This window comes from Rhizobium sp. USDA 3886 (assembly GCF_056279785.1).
In genome coordinates this window covers 272,986-290,954 of sequence record NZ_JBWCDC010000002.1, presented here as the reverse complement: position 1 = coordinate 290,954, position 17,969 = coordinate 272,986, and the positions used below count along the sequence as shown (strand labels likewise).

Below are 17,969 nucleotides of genomic sequence, written 5' to 3'. Positions count from 1 at the left end.
TGACTGAATGTTGATCAGGCCGCTTTGGACGCCGCAAATTGTCATTCCCTGATAAGATCGTTCAGCGGCACCGCGGATTCCCCGTTTGCCCCTACATCCAGAATAAATCCTGCGGCGATCATCGTCTTGAGTTTTCGGATGGACATCGCCACATCCCGTACCGGTCCCAAGGCGCAAGCGCCTCGCAGCAGACCATGCTCAGTCAGCGACAAAAAGAGCCTTGCGGCACCGACAGTGCCTGAGACGGTCAAAGAACCGTATGCCGGCACACCGGCCACCTGAAGCGCGAGGTCGTATTGGTTGCTCCAGAACCAGGGCACTTCGTCGAAGGCTTTCCCTTGGCCAAGCATGTTTCGCGCAGCCGTATCGGCCTGATCTTCTGCATTTCGCCAGTTTTCCAGCCGTAAAAACCTATCAAAAATCCCGCTCTTGTATTTGCAGACATCGCCGCAGGCGAAGATGTCAGGATCCTCCGTTTGCAGAAGCTCATTTGTCATGATCCCATTGTCTACGGCAAGTCCGCCTGTTTCCGCGAGCTCCGTTCGCGGCCTGACGCCCACACCATAGACTACAACTTCGCATTCGATTACCTCGCCGGTGTCCAGCCGAACCGCCGCGACCCTGCCATCGCCTTCCAGCGCGGCAACGCGCACACCGAAACGAATGTCCACTCCTCGACCACGGTGCTCGGAAACAAGTGCGCTCGAAACGTCTAGTGGAAGGCTGCGCGCCATAGCGTGAGGCGCAACTTCCAACACGTGAACGTCACACCCTAGCTCGACCGCCGCTGCGGCGACCTCAAGCCCGATGACGCCGGCACCAATCACAACCAGCTTCTGTCCGGCATGGAAGGAACGCGCGATCGCGTCAGCGTGTTGCGGTGTGCGCAATGGCCAGACGCCATCGAGTTCCGCCCCCGGCACCGCCAATTGGTTGATTGCCGAGCCCGTGGCCAGAAGAAGCTTCTCGTATGGTAGGCGCCGGCTATCACTGAGCAAGACCCTCTTGGTTGAGCGATCGATGCTTTGAACAGTCTCACCAAGCAGAAGCTCGATCTGATTTGCCTCGAACCAGCTTGCGGGAAAGAAAGCGCACTGATCGCTGGTCTTTTTACCCAGAAGCACCGCCTTGGACAACGGTGGGCGGTCATATGGGACGTGAGGCTCATCACCGACCAAACTGATTTCTCCGGTCCAACCATGTTTGCGAAGGGCGGCTGCCGCCTTCGCACCGCTATGGCCAGCACCGACGATAACTACGGATTGCGCGTTCACAATGGAATACCCCAAAAACCAGGCCTAGCCTCAGGACTGACGTGCCTTTTCAGTGCCAAAGGCAATCATGCTGCCGCCGATCAACTCATCGCCCTGCTTCTGCAACATCTCGCCCGCCTCGAGGATATCCCGCGCCTCGCGATTCTGGCTCAGCTTGAACTTGCCGATCAGGCGGGTGATCTCGATTTCGATACCGACGATCGCCTTCAGCATCATGTCGATATAGTCCTTGGGACTGTCGGTCATCTTCCAGGGGTCCGCCTGTGCCGCCTCGTGCGTGCGGGTGAGGCGGGCGACCAGGCCACGCACATATCGCTCGTCATCGCGGATCGTGACGCGGCCGTGCGCATGGACCACGAGGTAGTTCCAGGTCGGGACCTGCTTCTTGAACTCGCGCTTGCTCGGATACCAGTTGGGAGCAATATAGGCATCGACGGCGCGGAAGACGACGAGCACTTCGTCGCCGGTCGACACATCCTGCCAGACAGGGTTGGCGCGAGCGACATGGGAGTGGAGGGTGCCGTTTTCTCCCTCGGACCTGTTCAGCTCGAACGGAAGGTGGTTGGCGTCGAGGCCGGCTTGGCCGTTTGTGACGAGGATGCCGAGCGGATTCTTCTCGATCAGATCGAAAAGAACCTCTGGACGGTTTTCGGCAAAGTGCGGTGGTACGTACATGTGAACTCCTGGGCGCAAGTAGTTGGCCTCGCTTGTCGCGATGCCGGGCTAGAACTGTTGTTAAATTTCGATCATTTGGAAGTCGGCTTTGGAAGCACCGCAGTCGGGGCAAGCCCAGTCCTCCGGTACGTCGGCCCAGCGCGTCCCGGGCAGAATGCCGTCGTCGGGCCAGCCATCTTTCTCGCTGTAGACGAGACCGCATAGGACGCAAAGCCACGTCTTTAAGGGCGGGTTCTCGTCGATGAGCTTATCAAGCGTCTGAACAGTGTCGTCGCTCATGGGATGCTCCAGTTTCTCGGAGCCGCTAACGGCTCGCTCGATGTCTGGAGCATCCTTGATCCGAATTGGCCCATTTCACAGGACCAGTATTCGTTATTTTCGCTGTACCACACGAACCGTTATGGCATCCCGTGTGGGCTCGGGATGGCTTCAGGCTTCGGCTACGAGGTGTTCGGGCTTGGACAGCGGTCCGCGTATCGCTCCGACGGAGGCATCGAGAACGTCTTTCAGCCGCTGCACAGCGGTTTGGAGTTCGCCAGGGGTGAATCCGCCAAAACCCAGCATCAGGCCGAAACGGGCAGGAGGATTGGCGAACATTGGCGAAAGCGGCCTGACGACAAGACCGACCTTGCCCGCCTCGTCGGCGATCTTCACATCATCGATACCGAGAGGCAGCCAAAGCACGAGATGCATGCCTTGGTCCGATGGCTGCAGGGTCGCCCACGAGGGGAGTTCCTGTTCAATAGCCTTGATCAGCGCGTCTCGCCTTTCCGAATACGCGCCGCGAATCCGGCGCACATGCGCCTCGAAGAGGCCCTCGCGCATATAGCTTGCCAGGACATGCTGATCGGGTGTGGGGGAATGGCGGTCGATCATCGCGCGCGCCCCGGCGAAGGCATCGATCAAAGGCTCCGGCACGATCGCATAACCGAGGCGCAGCGATGAAAACAGCATCTTACTCATGGTGCCGAGATAGACGACCCGGGATGGGTCGAGCCCTTGGAGGGAAGGGAACGGATATCCCGCGTATCGCAGTTCGCTGTCGTAGTCGTCTTCCACGACCCAGGCATTGTTGTTGCGAGCCCATGAAAGCAATGACGTACGTCGCGGCATGCTGAGCGGCATGCCGAGCGGATATTGGTGGGAGGGCGTGACGAAGGCGACGCGCGCGCCAGGACATCGAAGGATGCCCTCCTTGACGTCGATGCCCTGGCCGTCGACCGGGATCCGACAGATTGCGATGTTGAAATTGCCGAGCACGGCCTCAATCCCCGGATAGGCCGGATCCTCGGCCCAGACAGCGTCTCCCCTCGTCAGCAGCACCGTTGCCGCCAGGAACAGCCCCTGCTGCGTTCCCGCGGTGATGATGACCTGATCGGCGGTGCACTTCACTGCCCGCGCCTTGCGGACATACTCGGCTATCGCCGCGCGCAGTTCCGGCAGCCCTTTTGGATCGATGTATCCAGAAGGGGCCGCGGGTCGCGTTGCCCGAACCCGGTTCCCCAGCCGCCGCCACTTGTCGTCGGGCGCGACGTCGCCGGCCGGATGTGCGATTGCAAAAGGCTGCGCTCGCTGCGGTCGCAATGCCGTTGCGACGGCAGCGAGCCGGGCAACATTTGTCGGCAGGGGAAGCTCTGCGGCGGGCGCGTCGAGCATCATTTCCGGTGAAACGCGATCAGACGCGTCCTCATGGACATTTGCGACAACCGTGCCGCTTCGCGCGCGGGTCTGCAGGTAACCTTCCGCATAGAGCTGGTCGAAAGCTTCAACAATGGTACCGCGTGCAATTCCCAGAGTAGCGGACAATGCTCTGGTCGATGGTAGGCGCTCCCCGGGCTTCAACTCCCCCTTCGCAATCGCATCACGAAGCGCTTGCGCGAATTGCTGGCCGATGCGGCCGCTCGTCCGATCAAAGGACCGCAGCGAAGCGATCGTGATTAGGTCTTGCCGCCGCGCCATGACTTTCTGGACCACTTCCTATTTGAAATGTGAGCAACGATGATAGACCAACGACGTCGGAAGATGAAGATCCTTCAGCCAACTGGCCGGAGAATGTGTGCCTAGTTCAGCAACGCCGCGCGAAGCTCATACTGAGGATCGGCGACTTGCTCCGGCGTGACAGGTGCTTGTTTGACAAGGAGCTGGCGTGCCAAAGCTTGGTCGTGAACACTGTTGAGGCTCTCGACGGCGCGCAGCCGGCGCTCTGAGAAATGCCATAAGGAGAAAGCGCCGGCTTCCCCTTCACGCCTTACCGTCAGATCGACGCCATCCAGAAATCCGACCCTCTGAAACTTGCAAAGCCTCTGATTCGACCAAAACACCGGGGGGACAATATAGGGCGCGGGAGCCCCGACCAGCGTCGCCGCGGCTGTCGCCGCCTGTCCATGCGCGTTCTGGATACATTCGAGGCGTACAGGAACGCCGAGTTGCACACTTGGAAATGTGGTGCAGTCACCGACAGCAAGGATATCGGGGTCCAAGGTTCTCATGAACGGATCGACGATGATGCCGTTTCCGCAGGCAAGACCGGCATCATGCGCGAGGTCGATGTTGGGGGAAGCTCCGGTCGCAAACAGGCAGATATCTGTTTCAACCCGAAGCCCGTTGGTGAGCGTGACACCGTGGAGACGGCCGGCCATTGCGTGGATTTCTGCAGTCCCGGCTTCGAGGTAGACGTTGACGCCGGCAGTGCGGTGAAGCTGCTCGATTGCCTCCGCGATTCCCGGCGAGCACGAACGGGCCATGAGCCGCCCGTGAAACTCGACCAGCGAAACATGGCAGCCGATGCTCGAAAGTGTCGATGCCATTTCAAGGCCGATAAGCCCCCCTCCCACGATCACCACTTGCTTAGGGGACCGGAGCGCGTCGCGCACAAACCGGGCCTCGTCCAGAGTGCGCAGGTTGACGACGCCATGCGGGATTGCCCCGAAGCTTTTCGGCAGGCTCCTCGCACGCGCGCCTATGGCAAGGACGAGCGAGTCGTAACGAAGCCGCCGACTGTCTTCGAGTTCAACGGCTCGTTCCCGCCGGTCGATCTTCACGCATCTTTTTCCCGAAAGCAGCCGGACATTTGCGTCCGCGAAAAATCGATCCGGGCGCAGCAGGATGTCGTCCGGCGATAGGTTTTGCGTCAAAAAGGCTTTGGAGAGGGGCGGTCTTTGATATGGTAGATCCCGTTCTCCGTTGATCAACGTGATCTGTTCCTGGTAGCCCATCTCACGACATTTTGCCGCGAGCTGAACGCCCGCATGTGACGCACCGACAATGATCAGTCCTCTTGGCACCGGATTCCTCCCATCTTCCTTTTGGACAATGCATCTGAGCCTACGCGCCCAGACCAGCTCCAGCGATGTCGAGGACAGCCGGCGGCATGGCGGCCTCAAACGCCCGCGCGGCACGCAACACCAACTCATCTGCCCGCATAGGACCGACGATCTGAAGTCCTATTGGCAAACCCTCGCTGCTGTGACCGCAGGGAACGGAAACTGCCGGTAGCTGGGTGATATTGAACGGGTAGGTGAACGGGCTCCAGCGGGTCCAGTCCTCCCCCCATTCGTCGACACCCGCAAAGCCCCGCGGCGGCGTATCCATGCCCGCCGGCAGTGCGACCGTCGGCATCTGCGGCGTGATAAGCAGGTCATAGCTCTCAAAGATATGACTGAGCGAGGCGGACAGCTCCACGCGCTTGCGCGTCAGTGCCTCGATCACGCATGCGCCGCTGATCTCTCTACCCCGTTCTGCTGCGCGTGCCATTCCAGGGTCGCAACGCGACCAATCTCCACGCGCATAGTTCCGCAAGAGAAGTGCCGCGCCGGCTTCCCAGAGGGTCGCGAGAATGTCCCTGGGATCCTCAAGCGCCAAGTCTATCTCATCGACTGAAGCGCCAAGCCTGGCAAGTTCCGCAGCGGCATGTTTGACCGCAGATACGATCTCAGGATCGAGATGGTCTGCAAAGCCGAGGTCAATAGAGCAACCGATGCGCAGACCGCTCAGCTCCTGATTGGAGACTTCTTCATAGTCCGGCGGCGCAAGGTTCCATGCCGTCGGATCGCGGTGGTCCGGCTGGCTGATGACGGACAGCATCGTCGCGACATCCGAGACGCTCCTTGCGATCGGACCGACATGCGCGAGGCCACCCATGGCGGACAGGGGGTAAGACGGCACCCTTCCGTAGGAGGGTTTGAAACCCACGACACCACAGAAACTCGCCGGAATCCGAATTGAGCCGGCGCCGTCGGTTCCCAGATGAAGGACGCCCATGCCGAGCAGGGCCGCGACGGCAGCCCCCGCGGAAGAACCGCCGCTTGTTCGCGACAGGTCCCAGGGATTGCGGGTGATACCCGTCAGAGGACTGTCGCCCACACCTTTCCATCCGAATTCCGGCATCGTTGTTTTGCCGAGAAGGACGCAGCCGGCCTCCTTCAGACGTGCGACCGCCGGCGCATCGAAAGCCGCCGGTGTTTTTGCCGTCAGCAAGGAGCCTTGCCGATTGGGAAATCCGCTCCAGGCAATATTGTCCTTGATCGTGGCCGGAACGCCGTCGGCAGGACCTTTTTGATCGCCGCGCCGCCACCGACGCTCCGAGGCTCGGGCGGCTTTCAAGGCGCCCTCGCGATCGACGAAAACGAAAGCGTTGACCATCGGTTCGAACCGATCGATGCGTTCGAGACAGGCGCTCAAAACCTCTACCGGGGAAAGCTCCCCGGAACGATAGCCCTGCGTCAGTGCCTGAGCGGACAAAGATGCTAGATCGGTCATGAGATATCCTTTGGTGACATGCAGATAGGCGCGCGGCCGTCCGCGAATTCTCCGAACAAACGAAGCCGCCTTTCGATCTGACTGACGACGCCGAAGGATTTGAAGCGCCAGATAGCTTTAAATCGACCGGTCCAGAATCATTCGTAGCGAGCGCCGGACCGGGTCCTGTCGGCTCTGCTAGCCAGTGGTCCTTCTGCGTTCGGCAACAGGACTTGAGCCGATGGACCAGTTTCACATCGTCTGAGCCAAATACGCGGGATTCTGGACCTACTCGGAAAAGCAATTGAACGTGATGATCTCGCGAACTGAAATTCGGAGATGCTCATGAACCAGAGTGTTCGATGTCCGGCCCGTCCACATCCTACGAGCAAGGCGAGAGCCGGTGAGGCGCCGCCGCCGGAGACCGTGTCCGTCTACGACCGTCCGACGCCTGACATCCGGCACTGAAACCCACACATGAGGGACCGCCCAACGCGAAGCCCAAGTCGCGCGCATCCAGACATAATCGTTCACGCCGCATAGACAAAAAAGGGGAACCAACTATGCCATCAATGAAAATGCTTCGCAGATCCTTTATCGCCGCGCTCGCGGCTACCGGCGGCATGATGTCCGTGCCGGCATTCGTCCTCGCTGAGGGCGAGGAAGACAAGGACACGCTCCGCGTCGTCATGCAGGGGGATGTTCGGATTGTCGATCCGATCTGGACGACGGCCTACATCGTCCGCGATCACGGCTACATGATTTACGACACGCTGTTTGCGATGGACGCGAACGGCGAGATTCAGCCACAGATGGTGGATCGCTACACCGTGAGTGAGGACAAGCTCACCTACACATTCACGCTTCGCACCGGTTTGCTCTGGCACGACAACCAGCCTGTCACAACGGCTGACATCATCCCTTCGATCAAGCGCTGGGCGGCACGCGATGCCCTCGGGCAAACCGTGATGACCTTCGTCGCGAACATCGATGCTAAGGATGATCTGACCTTCGAGATCAAGCTCAAGGAGCCGACGAGCCTTCTGGTCTTCGCGCTTGGTAAGCCGTCGTCGAACGTACCGTTCATGATGCCTAAGCGCATCGCTGAGACAGATCCGAACACTCAGATTTCCGAGTTCATCGGATCCGGTCCTTTCGTTTTTAAAGCCGACGAATGGCGGCCCGGTGACAAGGCCGTCTACACCAAATTTGAAGGCTACAATCCTCGTTCCGAGGCTCCATCGGGACTTGCAGGCGGGAAGGTCGCCAAAGTCAAGCGCGTGGAGTGGAGGGTGATTGCCGATCAGCAGCAGGCCGTCAATGCACTCCTCAACGGCGAGATCGACATCATCCAACAGCCCGGGCCTGACCTCTTTCCGCTGCTCAAGGACGATCCATCGGTAAAGATAGTCGATTGGAACCCCTACGGCTATCAGTACAATTTGCGTTTCAATCAGGCGGTTAAGTCCTTTGACAATCCAAAGATCCGTCAGGCGGCACTCTATGCGCTGAATCAGGAGGATTTCCTCCAAGCGGCGATCGGCAATCCGGAATTCTATACAACATGCAAAGCCATGTTCGTTTGCGGAACGGCGCTCGAAACGACCGCAGGCATGGAAGACAAGCTTGATTCGAACTTCGAGAAGTCGAAGCAGCTTTTGGCAGAAGCTGGCTATAAAGGAGAACCTGTCGTTCTTCTTCATTCAACCGATCTCCCGGTACTGACCAATATCGCACCGGTGGCAAAGTCACTTCTTGAGCGTGGCGGCTTTGTGGTCGATATGCAGTCGATGGACTGGCAGACCGTTCTTTCGCGCCGCGTTCGAAAGGATCCGCCGTCCCAGGGGGGTTGGAACGCAATGGTGACCTATTGGTCGTCCGCCGACGTTCTGAACCCCGTAATGGGCGCCTTTTTCAATGCCTCGGGCGACAAAGCGGCCTTCGGCTGGCCAAACGACCCGAAGATGGAGGAGCTGCGTCGACAATTTGCTCTCGCGGGCACGCCGGAAGAACGCAAAAGCACTGCCGAAGCTGTGCAGCTTCGTGAGGCGGAAAGTCCGACGCATATCGTTCTCGGGCAATTCAACTTGCCGGGAGCCGCCCGATCGAATGTGGCGGGATGGATTCCGGCAGCAGCGCCTGTGTTCTGGAACATCGAAAAAATCGACGAGTGAGAAAAGTCGGTCGGCCGGCGATCAGGCCGACCGTCTTCCCTCCCTGGAAAGGCGTATGTCCCATGATTCAATATACTCTTCGTCGACTTGCTGCGACTGTGCCGGTAATGCTGGTTGTGGCAGCGCTGGTGTTCCTGATGCTGCGACTGACACCTGGAGACCCTGCCGCCATCATTGCCGGCGACAATGCCACACCGCAGCAGCTCCTGGAGATTCGCCAGAAGCTCGGTCTGGAAGAACCGGTCGTCACCCAATATTTCGTTTGGCTCGGTCAGATCGTCACTGGCAACTTTGGCGACAGCTTCTTTTTTAAGAAAACGGTCTGGGACCTCATTTCGGATCGGATCGAACCGACACTATCCCTCTCTGTCGTGACCATTCTTCTCGCGGTCACGGTCGCGATCCCGCTTGGCGCGATAGCGGCATATCGACAAGGTACGATCGTGGATCGGGTTGTCATGAGTGTCTCTGTGCTCGGATTTTCGATCCCGGTGTTCGTTATCGGGTATCTGCTGGTCTACGTGTTCGCGATCGAACTGAAATGGCTCCCCGTCCAGGGTTATCAGAGAATTACGGGGGGGATCGGTCCCTGGTTCAAGAGCCTTGTTCTGCCGGCCATAACATTGTCCGTTATTTACATCGCGCTAATCGCTCGCATGACGCGGACGAGCATGCTGGAGGTCCTCTCCGAGGATTACATCCGCACTGCCCGGGCGAAGGGGCAGACAGAAGCGAAAGTGCTCTTCGGACACGCGCTTAAGAACGCCGCCGTGCCCATCGTTACGGTGGTAGGGCTTGGTGTCGCGCTGCTCATCGGCGGTGTCGTCGTGACTGAAAGTGTCTTCTCCATACCCGGCCTCGGACGCCTTACCGTGGATGCAGTGCTCGCCAGAGACTTTCCGGTGATCCAGGTAATCATTCTTCTTTTCGCTTTTGTCTACGTCCTGATCAACCTGATCGTAGATCTCTCATATACGATCTTTGACCCGAGGATAACTCATTGACCGCACACACCTCAGTCCGCTCCTTGCCTGAACCGGAAATCAAGCCCCTCAGCGTGCGTTCCGCGCTCGTTTACAAACTCCTCCGCAACCCTTCTGTTGTGATGGGTTTGATTATCGTGCTCGTGATGCTCGTCGTCGGCCTTGCCGCACCGCTTCTAGCGAGCGTCGATCCTATCGCGATCGACCCAACGGCCAGAAACCGCTTCCCCATGGCGGAAAGCAGTCACCGGCTTGACGACGGGACGCGTTCAACCGTCGCGCACCTGATGGGCACTGACTCGCTCGGGCGGGATGTCTACAGCCGCGTTCTTTACGGCGCCCGGGTCTCTCTGCTCGTCGGTATCACCGTGGCGGTCGTGTCGATCACTCTCGGATTAGCGATCGGTCTGATCGCCGGCTATTTCCCGTGGCTCGACAGGATCGTCATGCGGATCATGGACGGTCTGATGGCGATTCCAGCAATTTTGCTTGCGATCGCGCTTGTCTCTTTGTCGAGTGCGGGCATACTGACGGTCATCGTCGCCATCATAGTTCCTGAAATCCCGCGTGTCGTCCGGTTGGTCCGTTCTGTTGTGCTCTCTGCGCGGCATGAACCCTATGTCGAGGCCGCCGTTACGGTCGGGACCCGTACTCTCCCTCTTCTAATCCGGCACATCCTGCCGAATACGGTCGCGCCTTTGATTGTCCAAGGCACCTTTATCTGCGCTTCGGCAATCTTGGTCGAGGCTATCCTGTCGTTTCTCGGCATCGGCATCCCGCCAGAAATACCCACCTGGGGAAATATCATGGCGGAGGGACGGCAATTGTTCCGGCTCTTCCCGCACAATATTCTGTTTCCCGGGATTTTTCTCGGCCTGACGGTTCTTGCAATCAATATTCTCGGCGACGGTCTTCGCGACGTGCTCGACCCCAAGATGGAGAAACGCGCATGAGTGTGCCGCTACTTGAAATCAGGAATCTCGCAGTTGAACTGCCGCAGTCCGCCGATCGCCCGCATGCGATCGAGGCCATCTCGTTCACGGTTGGGGCAGGAGAAATCGTTTGCGTCGTGGGAGAGTCCGGTTCGGGCAAGTCCGTCACGTCGCACGCTGTCATGGGCCTGCTTCCGAAAGGATTGACGGTGGGAGCAGGTGAAATCTTGCTTCAGGGCGAAGACGTGCTCAAGGCCTCCCCCGCGCGTCTTCGCGCGCTTCGCGGAACTCGCATGGCCATGATCTTTCAGGAGCCAATGACTGCTCTCAACCCGGTCGTCCCTTGCGGCGAGCAAATTGACGAGGTCCTGCGAATCCATACCGATCTCAATCCCGCTGAGCGAAAAGAGAAAGTGCTCGCGATCATGGAAGCGGTCCACCTTCCTGATCCGCAACGAATGTACGCGTCCTATCCCCACCAGCTCTCCGGTGGTCAGCGCCAGCGCATCATGATCGCCCAGGCGCTAATTCTTGATCCCGCGTTGTTGATCGCCGATGAGCCAACGACCGCGCTTGACGTGACGACGCAGGCACAGATCCTCAAGCTTATCGCGGAGGTGCAGCAGCGCCGCGGAACGGGTGTGCTTTTCATTACGCATGACTTCGGTGTAGTCGCCGACATCGCTGACCGCGTTGTTGTTATGCAAAGAGGGAAACTGGTGGAGCAGGGTGGCGCTTCCCAAGTGTTGAGATCGCCAGCGCAACCGTACACCCGGATGCTGATTGACGCTGTCCCGAAACTCAATCCCCCGAACCGAATCGAAAATACCGGGCCAATCCGACTGGAGACGGTCAAGCTCTCGAAATTCTACGGCGCACCCCGTTTGATCAAGGAGGGCGCCGGGGTCCATGCGGTGAATTCCGTCGACTTCAGGTTGCGAGCCGGTGAAACGTTGGGCATTGTCGGCGAGTCAGGCTCCGGAAAGTCAACCGTTGCGCGCTGTATTGCGCGGCTCGTCAATCCTACGTCCGGGGCGATCATTACCGGCGAGGCGGACATTGCGAATCTTCCTGAAAGGCATTTGCGGGCACATCGCCAACGCTGTCAGATCGTCTTCCAGGACCCATACCGATCCCTCAATCCACGCCGCACCGTGGGAGCGTCCATCGTCGAGGGGCCAATCAATTTCGGTGCCACGTCGGACCACGCGCGCGCCCGAGCGCGCGAATTGATGTCTCTCGTCGGTCTTTCACCCGACTCGCTAGATCGCTATCCGCATCAATTCTCGGGTGGCCAACGGCAACGCATCTGCATAGCGCGCGCCTTGGCGATGGATCCAGAGATCCTCATCGCCGACGAGGCCGTTTCCGCACTCGACGTTTCCGTTCAGGCGCAGGTGCTCGAGCTCCTTGAAGACGTGCGGCGAAGGTTCAACCTTGCCATGTTGTTTATCACACATGACCTGCGTGTCGCAGCTCAGATTTGCGATCGTATCCTTGTCATGAAAAGCGGCCGCGTGATTGAACACGGCCCGACTGCAGAGCTCTTTGCGACACCAAAGGACCCGTACACCAAAGCGTTGTTCGAAGCCGCTCCCGGTCAGGCATTCGAATTCGCCAGCGCATCTCCGGTATGAACTCGAAAGGGTTACGAAATGAAATATCCAGACGGTCTCTCTGCTTTTCCAATTACTCCGGCCAACGTCGACGGCAGCGTAGATCTGGGTGCTCTTCGTCAAGTGCTCAGCCCGCTCCTGGATGCCCGAGTTGACTCCATCGGGCTTCTGGGCAGCACCGGCACCTATATGTATCTGTCGCGTGAAGAGCGCTGTCGTGCCATCGAAACTGCAGCAGATATGTCGGGACCTGTACCGATCATCGCCGGCATCGGCGCGCTCAGAACGGACGACGCGGTGCGGTTGGCTCAGGACGCACGGTCAGCAGGCGCATCGGCCGGCCTTCTCGCACCCGTCTCCTACACACCACTGACCGACGACGAGGTGTTCGAGCATTTCTCCACTGTCGCACGTGAGAGTGGACTGCCCCTCTGCATATACGACAACCCAGGCACCACCCATTTTAAGTTCACGTCCGGGCTTATCGGTCGTCTGAGCAGGATCGAGCGCATTGTGGCCGTCAAAAGCCCGGCGCCCGAGCCCGCCGGGATCAAATCGCATCACGCTGAGCTAAGGGCGGCAGTTCGCGACGGCTTCTCGCTCGGCTATAGCGGCGATTGGAATTCCGTAGAGGGCCTGATCGCCGGCGCATCGACCTGGTACAGCGTCCTGGGGGGCCTATTTCCGCACACCTGCCTCTCGATGGTTCGTGCGGCGCAACGAAATGACGCTGATGAGGCCCGACGACTTAACGCGACGCTTGAGCCGGTCTGGTCGCTGTTCAAAGAGTTCTCAAGCCTGCGGGTGGTCTATACGATAGCCGAGCTCAATCACGCTATACACGCAAAGCCACCTCGGCCGATCCTGCCTCTCGCGCCGTCGGCAAGAGCGAAAGTCGAGGCTGCGCTCGCCGGCCTTCCTTCTGGCCTTCGCTGACGGGCGAACCTCATCAGACGCCTGATCCTATCATCCACCCCGCCTCTTCGGGCGGCCATCGAACAAACAAGCAGGACAGACGCCAGGCACACTCGCCTGAACGGTGCGAGCCATCGATTGGCTCCCCTTCAGCAATGAAGTGACGGCGAGCGAGGACAATTATGATGAAAGTGCTCGAGGGCGAATACGACTATATCGTCGTGGGTGCTGGGACAGCCGGCTGTATCGTCGCCAACCGGCTTTCGGAGGATCGCCGAAAGCGCGTGCTACTATTGGAGGCCGGCGGCCGGGACAACTGGATCTGGTTTCATATTCCTGTCGGATACTTGTTCGCGATCGGCAACCCCCGCGCCGACTGGCTGTTCAAAACCGAAGCGGAGCCGGGCCTCAACGGCCGAGCTTTAGCCTATCCGCGCGGAAAGGTGATAGGTGGTTCGTCCGCGATCAACGCCATGATATCGATACGTGGTCAGGCCGCAGACTACGATCATTGGCGGCAGTTGGGACTGAACGGTTGGGGATGGGACGACGTCCTGCCGGTTTTCAGGCGCTTCGAAGACCATTTCCTCGGAGAAACTGAACATCATGGGGCCGGCGGCGGATGGCGGATCGAGGCTCCCCGCATTTCCTGGAAGGTTTTGGACGCGGTCGCCAGCGCGGCCGCCGATATGGGCATTCGAAGCGTCCCCGACTTCAACACAGGCGACAACGAGGGGACCGGCTACTTTCACGTCAACCAGAAATGTGGACGTCGCTGGTCGTCGGCTCGCGGGTTCCTCAAACCTGCGCTGTCACGCCCGAACCTGCGCCTCGAAACCCATGTCACCGTCGAACGTCTGGTCATCGAGAACGGTCGGGCGGTCGGCGTCGAATTCTCGCGCGGAGGCGAAGTCTTGCAAGTGCGGGCCAGTGGCGAGGTCATCCTTTCGTCCGGATCGATCGGGTCGACGCAAATCCTGCACCGTTCCGGAGTGGGCCCCGGCGAGTGGCTCGCGCCGCTTGGCATCGACGTTCGCCTCGACAGACAAGGGGTCGGGCGAAACCTCCAAGACCACCTCCAGCAACGGGCGATCTATAGAGTTCACGGTATCCGGACGCTCAACGAAAGTTATTACTCGCTGGCTTATCGCGCGTGGATGGGAGCCGATTATGCGCTGCGCCGCCGCGGACCTCTCACGATGGCACCATCGCAGCTGGGGATATTCACCCGCTCGGACGCCAGGCAGGAGCGTGCCAATATCCAGTTCCACGTTCAGCCGCTGTCCTTGGAAAAATTCGGCGAACCCCTGCACCGGTTCCCGGCCATCACTGTGGCGGCATGCAATTTGCGACCGACGTCTCGCGGAACTGTTCGACTGAAATCGAGTGCGGTTTTCGAAGCACCGGAGATCAGACCCAACTACCTCTCCACAGACGAAGACCGGCAGGTGGCGGCCGACGCGATCCGCGTCACCCGCAAGCTCATGGCTCAGCCGACCCTACGGCCCTACCGTCCCGAGGAATATCTTCCCGGTCGCGCGGTGGGCGACGATGAGGCATCTCTCGCAAAGGCCGCCGGCGACATCGGCACGACGATCTTCCATCCGGTCGGAACGGCAAAAATGGGATTGGCGAGCGATCCGATGGCCGTGGTGGACGATCGCCTTCGATTCCATGGGGTCGATCGGCTTCGTGTGATCGACGCATCGATCATGCCTACAATCACGTCCGGGAATACGAACACTCCGACGGCCATGATCGCCGCGAAGGGAGCAGCCATGATCGTGGAAGAGGATCTCGCCTGATCCACAGCCACCGCTTCCGTGTGTTACTGTGCGGGCTCGTATGTGTCACGATCAGCAAATACCCGTATTAACCTTCTGGGGCTGGTCATCGTCTTCGCCTTCAAACTGCGGGGCTACTTGATGCAAGGCCTGACCATGGGCTCCGTGACGTGACAGGCATGGTTGGTGCCATCGCTCGGAGAAGGGCATCCGCAATATCACCAAGCGCTATGGCGCTCTGACGGTGGTCCCTCAGCATTCTTTCAAGACAGCGGTCGTGATCGTGGGCGCCCCCGAGTCTTTCTGTTCGACGAGCCGTCATCCAATCTCGACGCCGGGGTGCAGATGCGGGCCGAGATTAAGGCCCTGCACCAGAGGCTGAAAATCGTCACTGTTTGTGTAACGCACGATCAGAAGCAACGCTATTCGGCGCCTTGCTCCTTGAGAAGGCGATAGAGGTGTGCACGGCTGATGCCGAGCAATTCGGCCGCGCGGCTTTTGTTGCCTTGCGTTTGTTTGAGAGCGGTACGAATCTCCGCGTCCGTTTGGGATTGTATTCTCTGTTTGAGAGACGTCGTTGGGGCTGGCTGAGCCGGGTTTGAGGAAGGTTCCGTAACAGAAATGGAAAGCTTGCCGGTGATGAGCATCCGCGTCAGCCCGTTTTCCAGCTCGCGCACGTTCCCCGGCCAGGCGTATCCGAGCAGTAGTTTGCGATCTTGGGCCGTCAAGTTTGGCGTGGGCTTTCCAAGCCGGCCTGCGATGCGCGCAAGCAAGCGCTCGGCAAGATATGGAATGTCTTCTCTTTCTCGCAGGGGAGGGACGTTTATCGACAGCACATTCAGCCGGTGATAAAGGTCCTCACGAAAGCGGCCCGCTCTCACCAGGTCAAGAAGAGGTTTATTGGTCGCGCAGACTATGCACAAGTCGATGCTGACCGGATTGGTGCCGCCGACGCGCACGATTTCGTTCATCTGGAGAACGCGCAGCAGACTGCCCTGAAGCGCAAGCGGCATGTCGCCGATCTCGTCAAGGAAGAGCATGCCGCCTGTGGCAAGCTCGAACTTGCCTGGTTTGCCCTGGCTGCGCGCGCCGGTGAAAGCACCACCTTCGTAACCGAAGAGTTCGGCTTCAATGAGCTCGCTGGGAATGGACGCGCAGTTGACCCACACAAACGGCCCGGCACACCTGTCCGACAGTGCATGAAGCGCATGCGCGGCCAGTTCCTTGCCCGCGCCGGTCTCGCCACAAATCATCACGGGCAGCTCGTAGGCAGCGGCCACCTTGATGGCGTCACGATAGGAATCCATCAACTCGCCCGTGCCGATGATGTCATTCAGGCTGAACTTCGATTGCCAGGATCTGGGATTATGCGGAATGGCGAGTTCCGCCTTCGATATGCGGCTGTAGGTCTTCTTCAAGGCATCGTAGTCGGAAAAGAGGGCAAGGCCGACGGCGCCGATGATCTTGCCGTCCCGGTGCACCGGCACTTGCTTCGTCACCAATTTGTGGCCCCGCACCTCGAGCGGATAGCCGACATGGGTGCCGATCCCGCGTGCAACGAAATGAAGCTTAGTCTGCGGCCCAACCACATCGGTTATGTGGCGCCCAAGGAAGTCATCGGCCTCCCCTCCGAGCAGCCGGCAGTAGGGCTCATTGATCAGGACGATTGTTCCGGCAGTATCGACCGCGACGAGGCAGTCCGAGACATGATCGAGCACAAGCCGAAGAAACCCAGCTTCTTCCGATGAACCCGAGAACCACTCCGGAAGCGTCATCTAAGCCTGCCTTGGTTGGAACCCCGATGAATTGCGTCACCGGTACACTAGCGGCTGATCGTCTCTAAAGCGAGACAAATTATGTCTCCCTTAGGTGACAGTGTGGCGCTGGAGGCTGACGTATAAACGCCTTCTGAGGGGCCAAGCCCCCTCGAAATTTACGCATGTTTCCAGCGCATTAATCAATGTTCTCCTCGAACGCCGCGAACTGGCCCGACCCTTGCGATGCTCCCGGTGTAAAACCGGAAAGGGGAGCAGAAATGATGCATATCGAAACCATGATGATTGGCGATACGGTTGTCCAGCTGTCGGGCGCAGGTTCGCCGCTCGTGTTCGTGCACGGGTTCACGACCACCGCCGAATTTTGGCGGGAGCAAGTTGAGGCGTTCTCGTCCCGTTACAGGGTCATCCGCATCAATCTTCCAGGACACGGTGTATCGCCACGACCAGACGGACGCAGCTACACGATCCCGGCCTTCGCGAATGACATCCTGGCGGTCTATCGCGCACTCGAAATCGACGAGGCCATTCTCGTCGGTCTCTCGATGGGCGGAACCGTGGTGCAGAGCTTCACCCTTTCCCACCCCGAGCGTGTCCGCGCGCTCGTCCTGGTCGGGGCCACACCCCACGGACTTGGAGAGGATGTCAACGTCGACAATGTGCTCATGGCAATTGATGACCTCGGCGTTGTCCAGGCAAGCCAGAATGTCATCGACCGGTCGTTCGGCAGTTCGGCAAGCCGCGAACTCGTCGAATTTGCCAGACAAGAGGTCGCGCAGACGCCGGCCTTCGTGGCGCGGGAGGCGATTGCCTCGCTCAATGCCTCGGACAGCCGGGCCAATCTTCGCGATATCGGCGTCCCCACGCTGGTCGTGGTCGGGAATGAGGACATCATCACGCCACCTGGCGAATCCGTTATCCTCGCAGAGGGGATTCCGGAAGGCCGCCTTGAGGTTATTGCGGACGCGGGTCATTTCCCGATGCTCGAGCAGCCTCAGGCCTTCAACCATGTCCTCGAGAGCTTTCTCGGGGACTGCGATCCTCGTTCTTTTCGGTCGAGTGGCGCAGGCCTCTCGCGTCAAGCCGTTTGACTGGGAGGCTCAC

14 protein-coding genes and 2 pseudogenes are annotated in these 17,969 nt (G+C 59.3%); 8 read left to right on the top strand and 8 right to left on the bottom strand.

Translation table 11 applies throughout. The annotated features are described in order from the left end of the window. Positions 1 to 41: 41 nt before the first annotated feature. From ACZ9BX_RS21620 to ACZ9BX_RS21595, 6 genes are all read right to left on the bottom strand, one after another. Entirely contained in the window at positions 42 to 1,274 is a 1,233-nt protein-coding gene (locus ACZ9BX_RS21620; protein ID WP_165928329.1) for an NAD(P)/FAD-dependent oxidoreductase, read from the bottom strand. Between the two features lie 30 nt (positions 1,275 to 1,304). Continuing rightward, complete coding sequence (locus ACZ9BX_RS21615; protein ID WP_132568511.1) at positions 1,305 to 1,949, bottom strand: FMN-binding negative transcriptional regulator; 645 nt, start codon at positions 1,947 to 1,949, stop codon at positions 1,305 to 1,307. Between the two features lie 60 nt (positions 1,950 to 2,009). Further along, on the bottom strand, positions 2,010 to 2,228 hold the full coding sequence (locus ACZ9BX_RS21610) for a rubredoxin (protein ID WP_051336665.1): 219 nt from the start codon (positions 2,226 to 2,228) through the stop codon (positions 2,010 to 2,012). 150 nt (positions 2,229 to 2,378) lie between these two features. After that, complete coding sequence (gene pdxR / locus ACZ9BX_RS21605) at positions 2,379 to 3,908, bottom strand: MocR-like pyridoxine biosynthesis transcription factor PdxR (protein ID WP_027511303.1); 1,530 nt, start codon at positions 3,906 to 3,908, stop codon at positions 2,379 to 2,381. A gap of 101 nt (positions 3,909 to 4,009) precedes the next feature. Next, complete coding sequence (locus ACZ9BX_RS21600) at positions 4,010 to 5,362, bottom strand: NAD(P)/FAD-dependent oxidoreductase (protein WP_084606531.1); 1,353 nt, start codon at positions 5,360 to 5,362, stop codon at positions 4,010 to 4,012. After that, positions 5,274 to 6,707: an amidase gene (locus tag ACZ9BX_RS21595; RefSeq protein WP_027511301.1), complete on the bottom strand. Its 1,434-nt coding sequence runs from the start codon at positions 6,705 to 6,707 to the stop codon at positions 5,274 to 5,276. The genes ACZ9BX_RS21600 and ACZ9BX_RS21595 overlap by 89 nt, the downstream gene beginning before the upstream one ends. A gap of 542 nt (positions 6,708 to 7,249) precedes the next feature. On the opposite strand from ACZ9BX_RS21595, the gene ACZ9BX_RS21590 reads away from it, so the two are divergent. From ACZ9BX_RS21590 to ACZ9BX_RS21560, 7 genes and pseudogenes are all read left to right on the top strand, one after another. Beyond that, the gene (locus tag ACZ9BX_RS21590) at positions 7,250 to 8,860 is read left to right on the top strand and encodes an ABC transporter substrate-binding protein (protein ID WP_084606530.1); all 1,611 of its coding nucleotides are present in this window, start codon (positions 7,250 to 7,252) and stop codon (positions 8,858 to 8,860) included. 62 nt (positions 8,861 to 8,922) lie between these two features. Beyond that, on the top strand, positions 8,923 to 9,864 hold the full coding sequence (locus tag ACZ9BX_RS21585) for an ABC transporter permease (protein ID WP_027511299.1): 942 nt from the start codon (positions 8,923 to 8,925) through the stop codon (positions 9,862 to 9,864). After that, the gene (locus tag ACZ9BX_RS21580; RefSeq protein ID WP_375714162.1) at positions 9,861 to 10,796 is read left to right on the top strand and encodes an ABC transporter permease; all 936 of its coding nucleotides are present in this window, start codon (positions 9,861 to 9,863) and stop codon (positions 10,794 to 10,796) included. Before ACZ9BX_RS21585 ends, ACZ9BX_RS21580 begins: the two co-directional genes overlap by 4 nt. Then, positions 10,793 to 12,412, top strand: a complete 1,620-nt coding sequence (locus ACZ9BX_RS21575; RefSeq protein ID WP_027511297.1) for an ABC transporter ATP-binding protein — start codon at positions 10,793 to 10,795, stop codon at positions 12,410 to 12,412. The genes ACZ9BX_RS21580 and ACZ9BX_RS21575 overlap by 4 nt, the downstream gene beginning before the upstream one ends. A gap of 18 nt (positions 12,413 to 12,430) precedes the next feature. Continuing rightward, the gene (locus tag ACZ9BX_RS21570) at positions 12,431 to 13,327 is read left to right on the top strand and encodes a dihydrodipicolinate synthase family protein (protein WP_027511296.1); all 897 of its coding nucleotides are present in this window, start codon (positions 12,431 to 12,433) and stop codon (positions 13,325 to 13,327) included. A 161-nt stretch (positions 13,328 to 13,488) separates the two neighbouring features. Continuing rightward, on the top strand, positions 13,489 to 15,111 hold the full coding sequence (locus ACZ9BX_RS21565) for a GMC family oxidoreductase (protein WP_027511295.1): 1,623 nt from the start codon (positions 13,489 to 13,491) through the stop codon (positions 15,109 to 15,111). A 270-nt stretch (positions 15,112 to 15,381) separates the two neighbouring features. Further along, positions 15,382 to 15,504: pseudogene (locus ACZ9BX_RS21560) on the top strand (sugar ABC transporter ATP-binding protein); the annotation flags it as partial. A gap of 8 nt (positions 15,505 to 15,512) precedes the next feature. Here the strand turns inward: ACZ9BX_RS21560 and ACZ9BX_RS21555 are convergent. Further along, on the bottom strand, positions 15,513 to 16,508 hold the full coding sequence (locus tag ACZ9BX_RS21555; protein WP_244564608.1) for a sigma-54 interaction domain-containing protein: 996 nt from the start codon (positions 16,506 to 16,508) through the stop codon (positions 15,513 to 15,515). Between the two features lie 198 nt (positions 16,509 to 16,706). Continuing rightward, positions 16,707 to 16,865 (bottom strand): annotated as a pseudogene (locus ACZ9BX_RS21550) (sigma-54 interaction domain-containing protein); the annotation flags it as partial. Between the two features lie 260 nt (positions 16,866 to 17,125). On the opposite strand from ACZ9BX_RS21550, the gene ACZ9BX_RS21545 reads away from it, so the two are divergent. Further along, positions 17,126 to 17,956, top strand: a complete 831-nt coding sequence (locus tag ACZ9BX_RS21545; protein ID WP_027511293.1) for an alpha/beta fold hydrolase — start codon at positions 17,126 to 17,128, stop codon at positions 17,954 to 17,956. Positions 17,957 to 17,969: the final 13 nt, after the last annotated feature.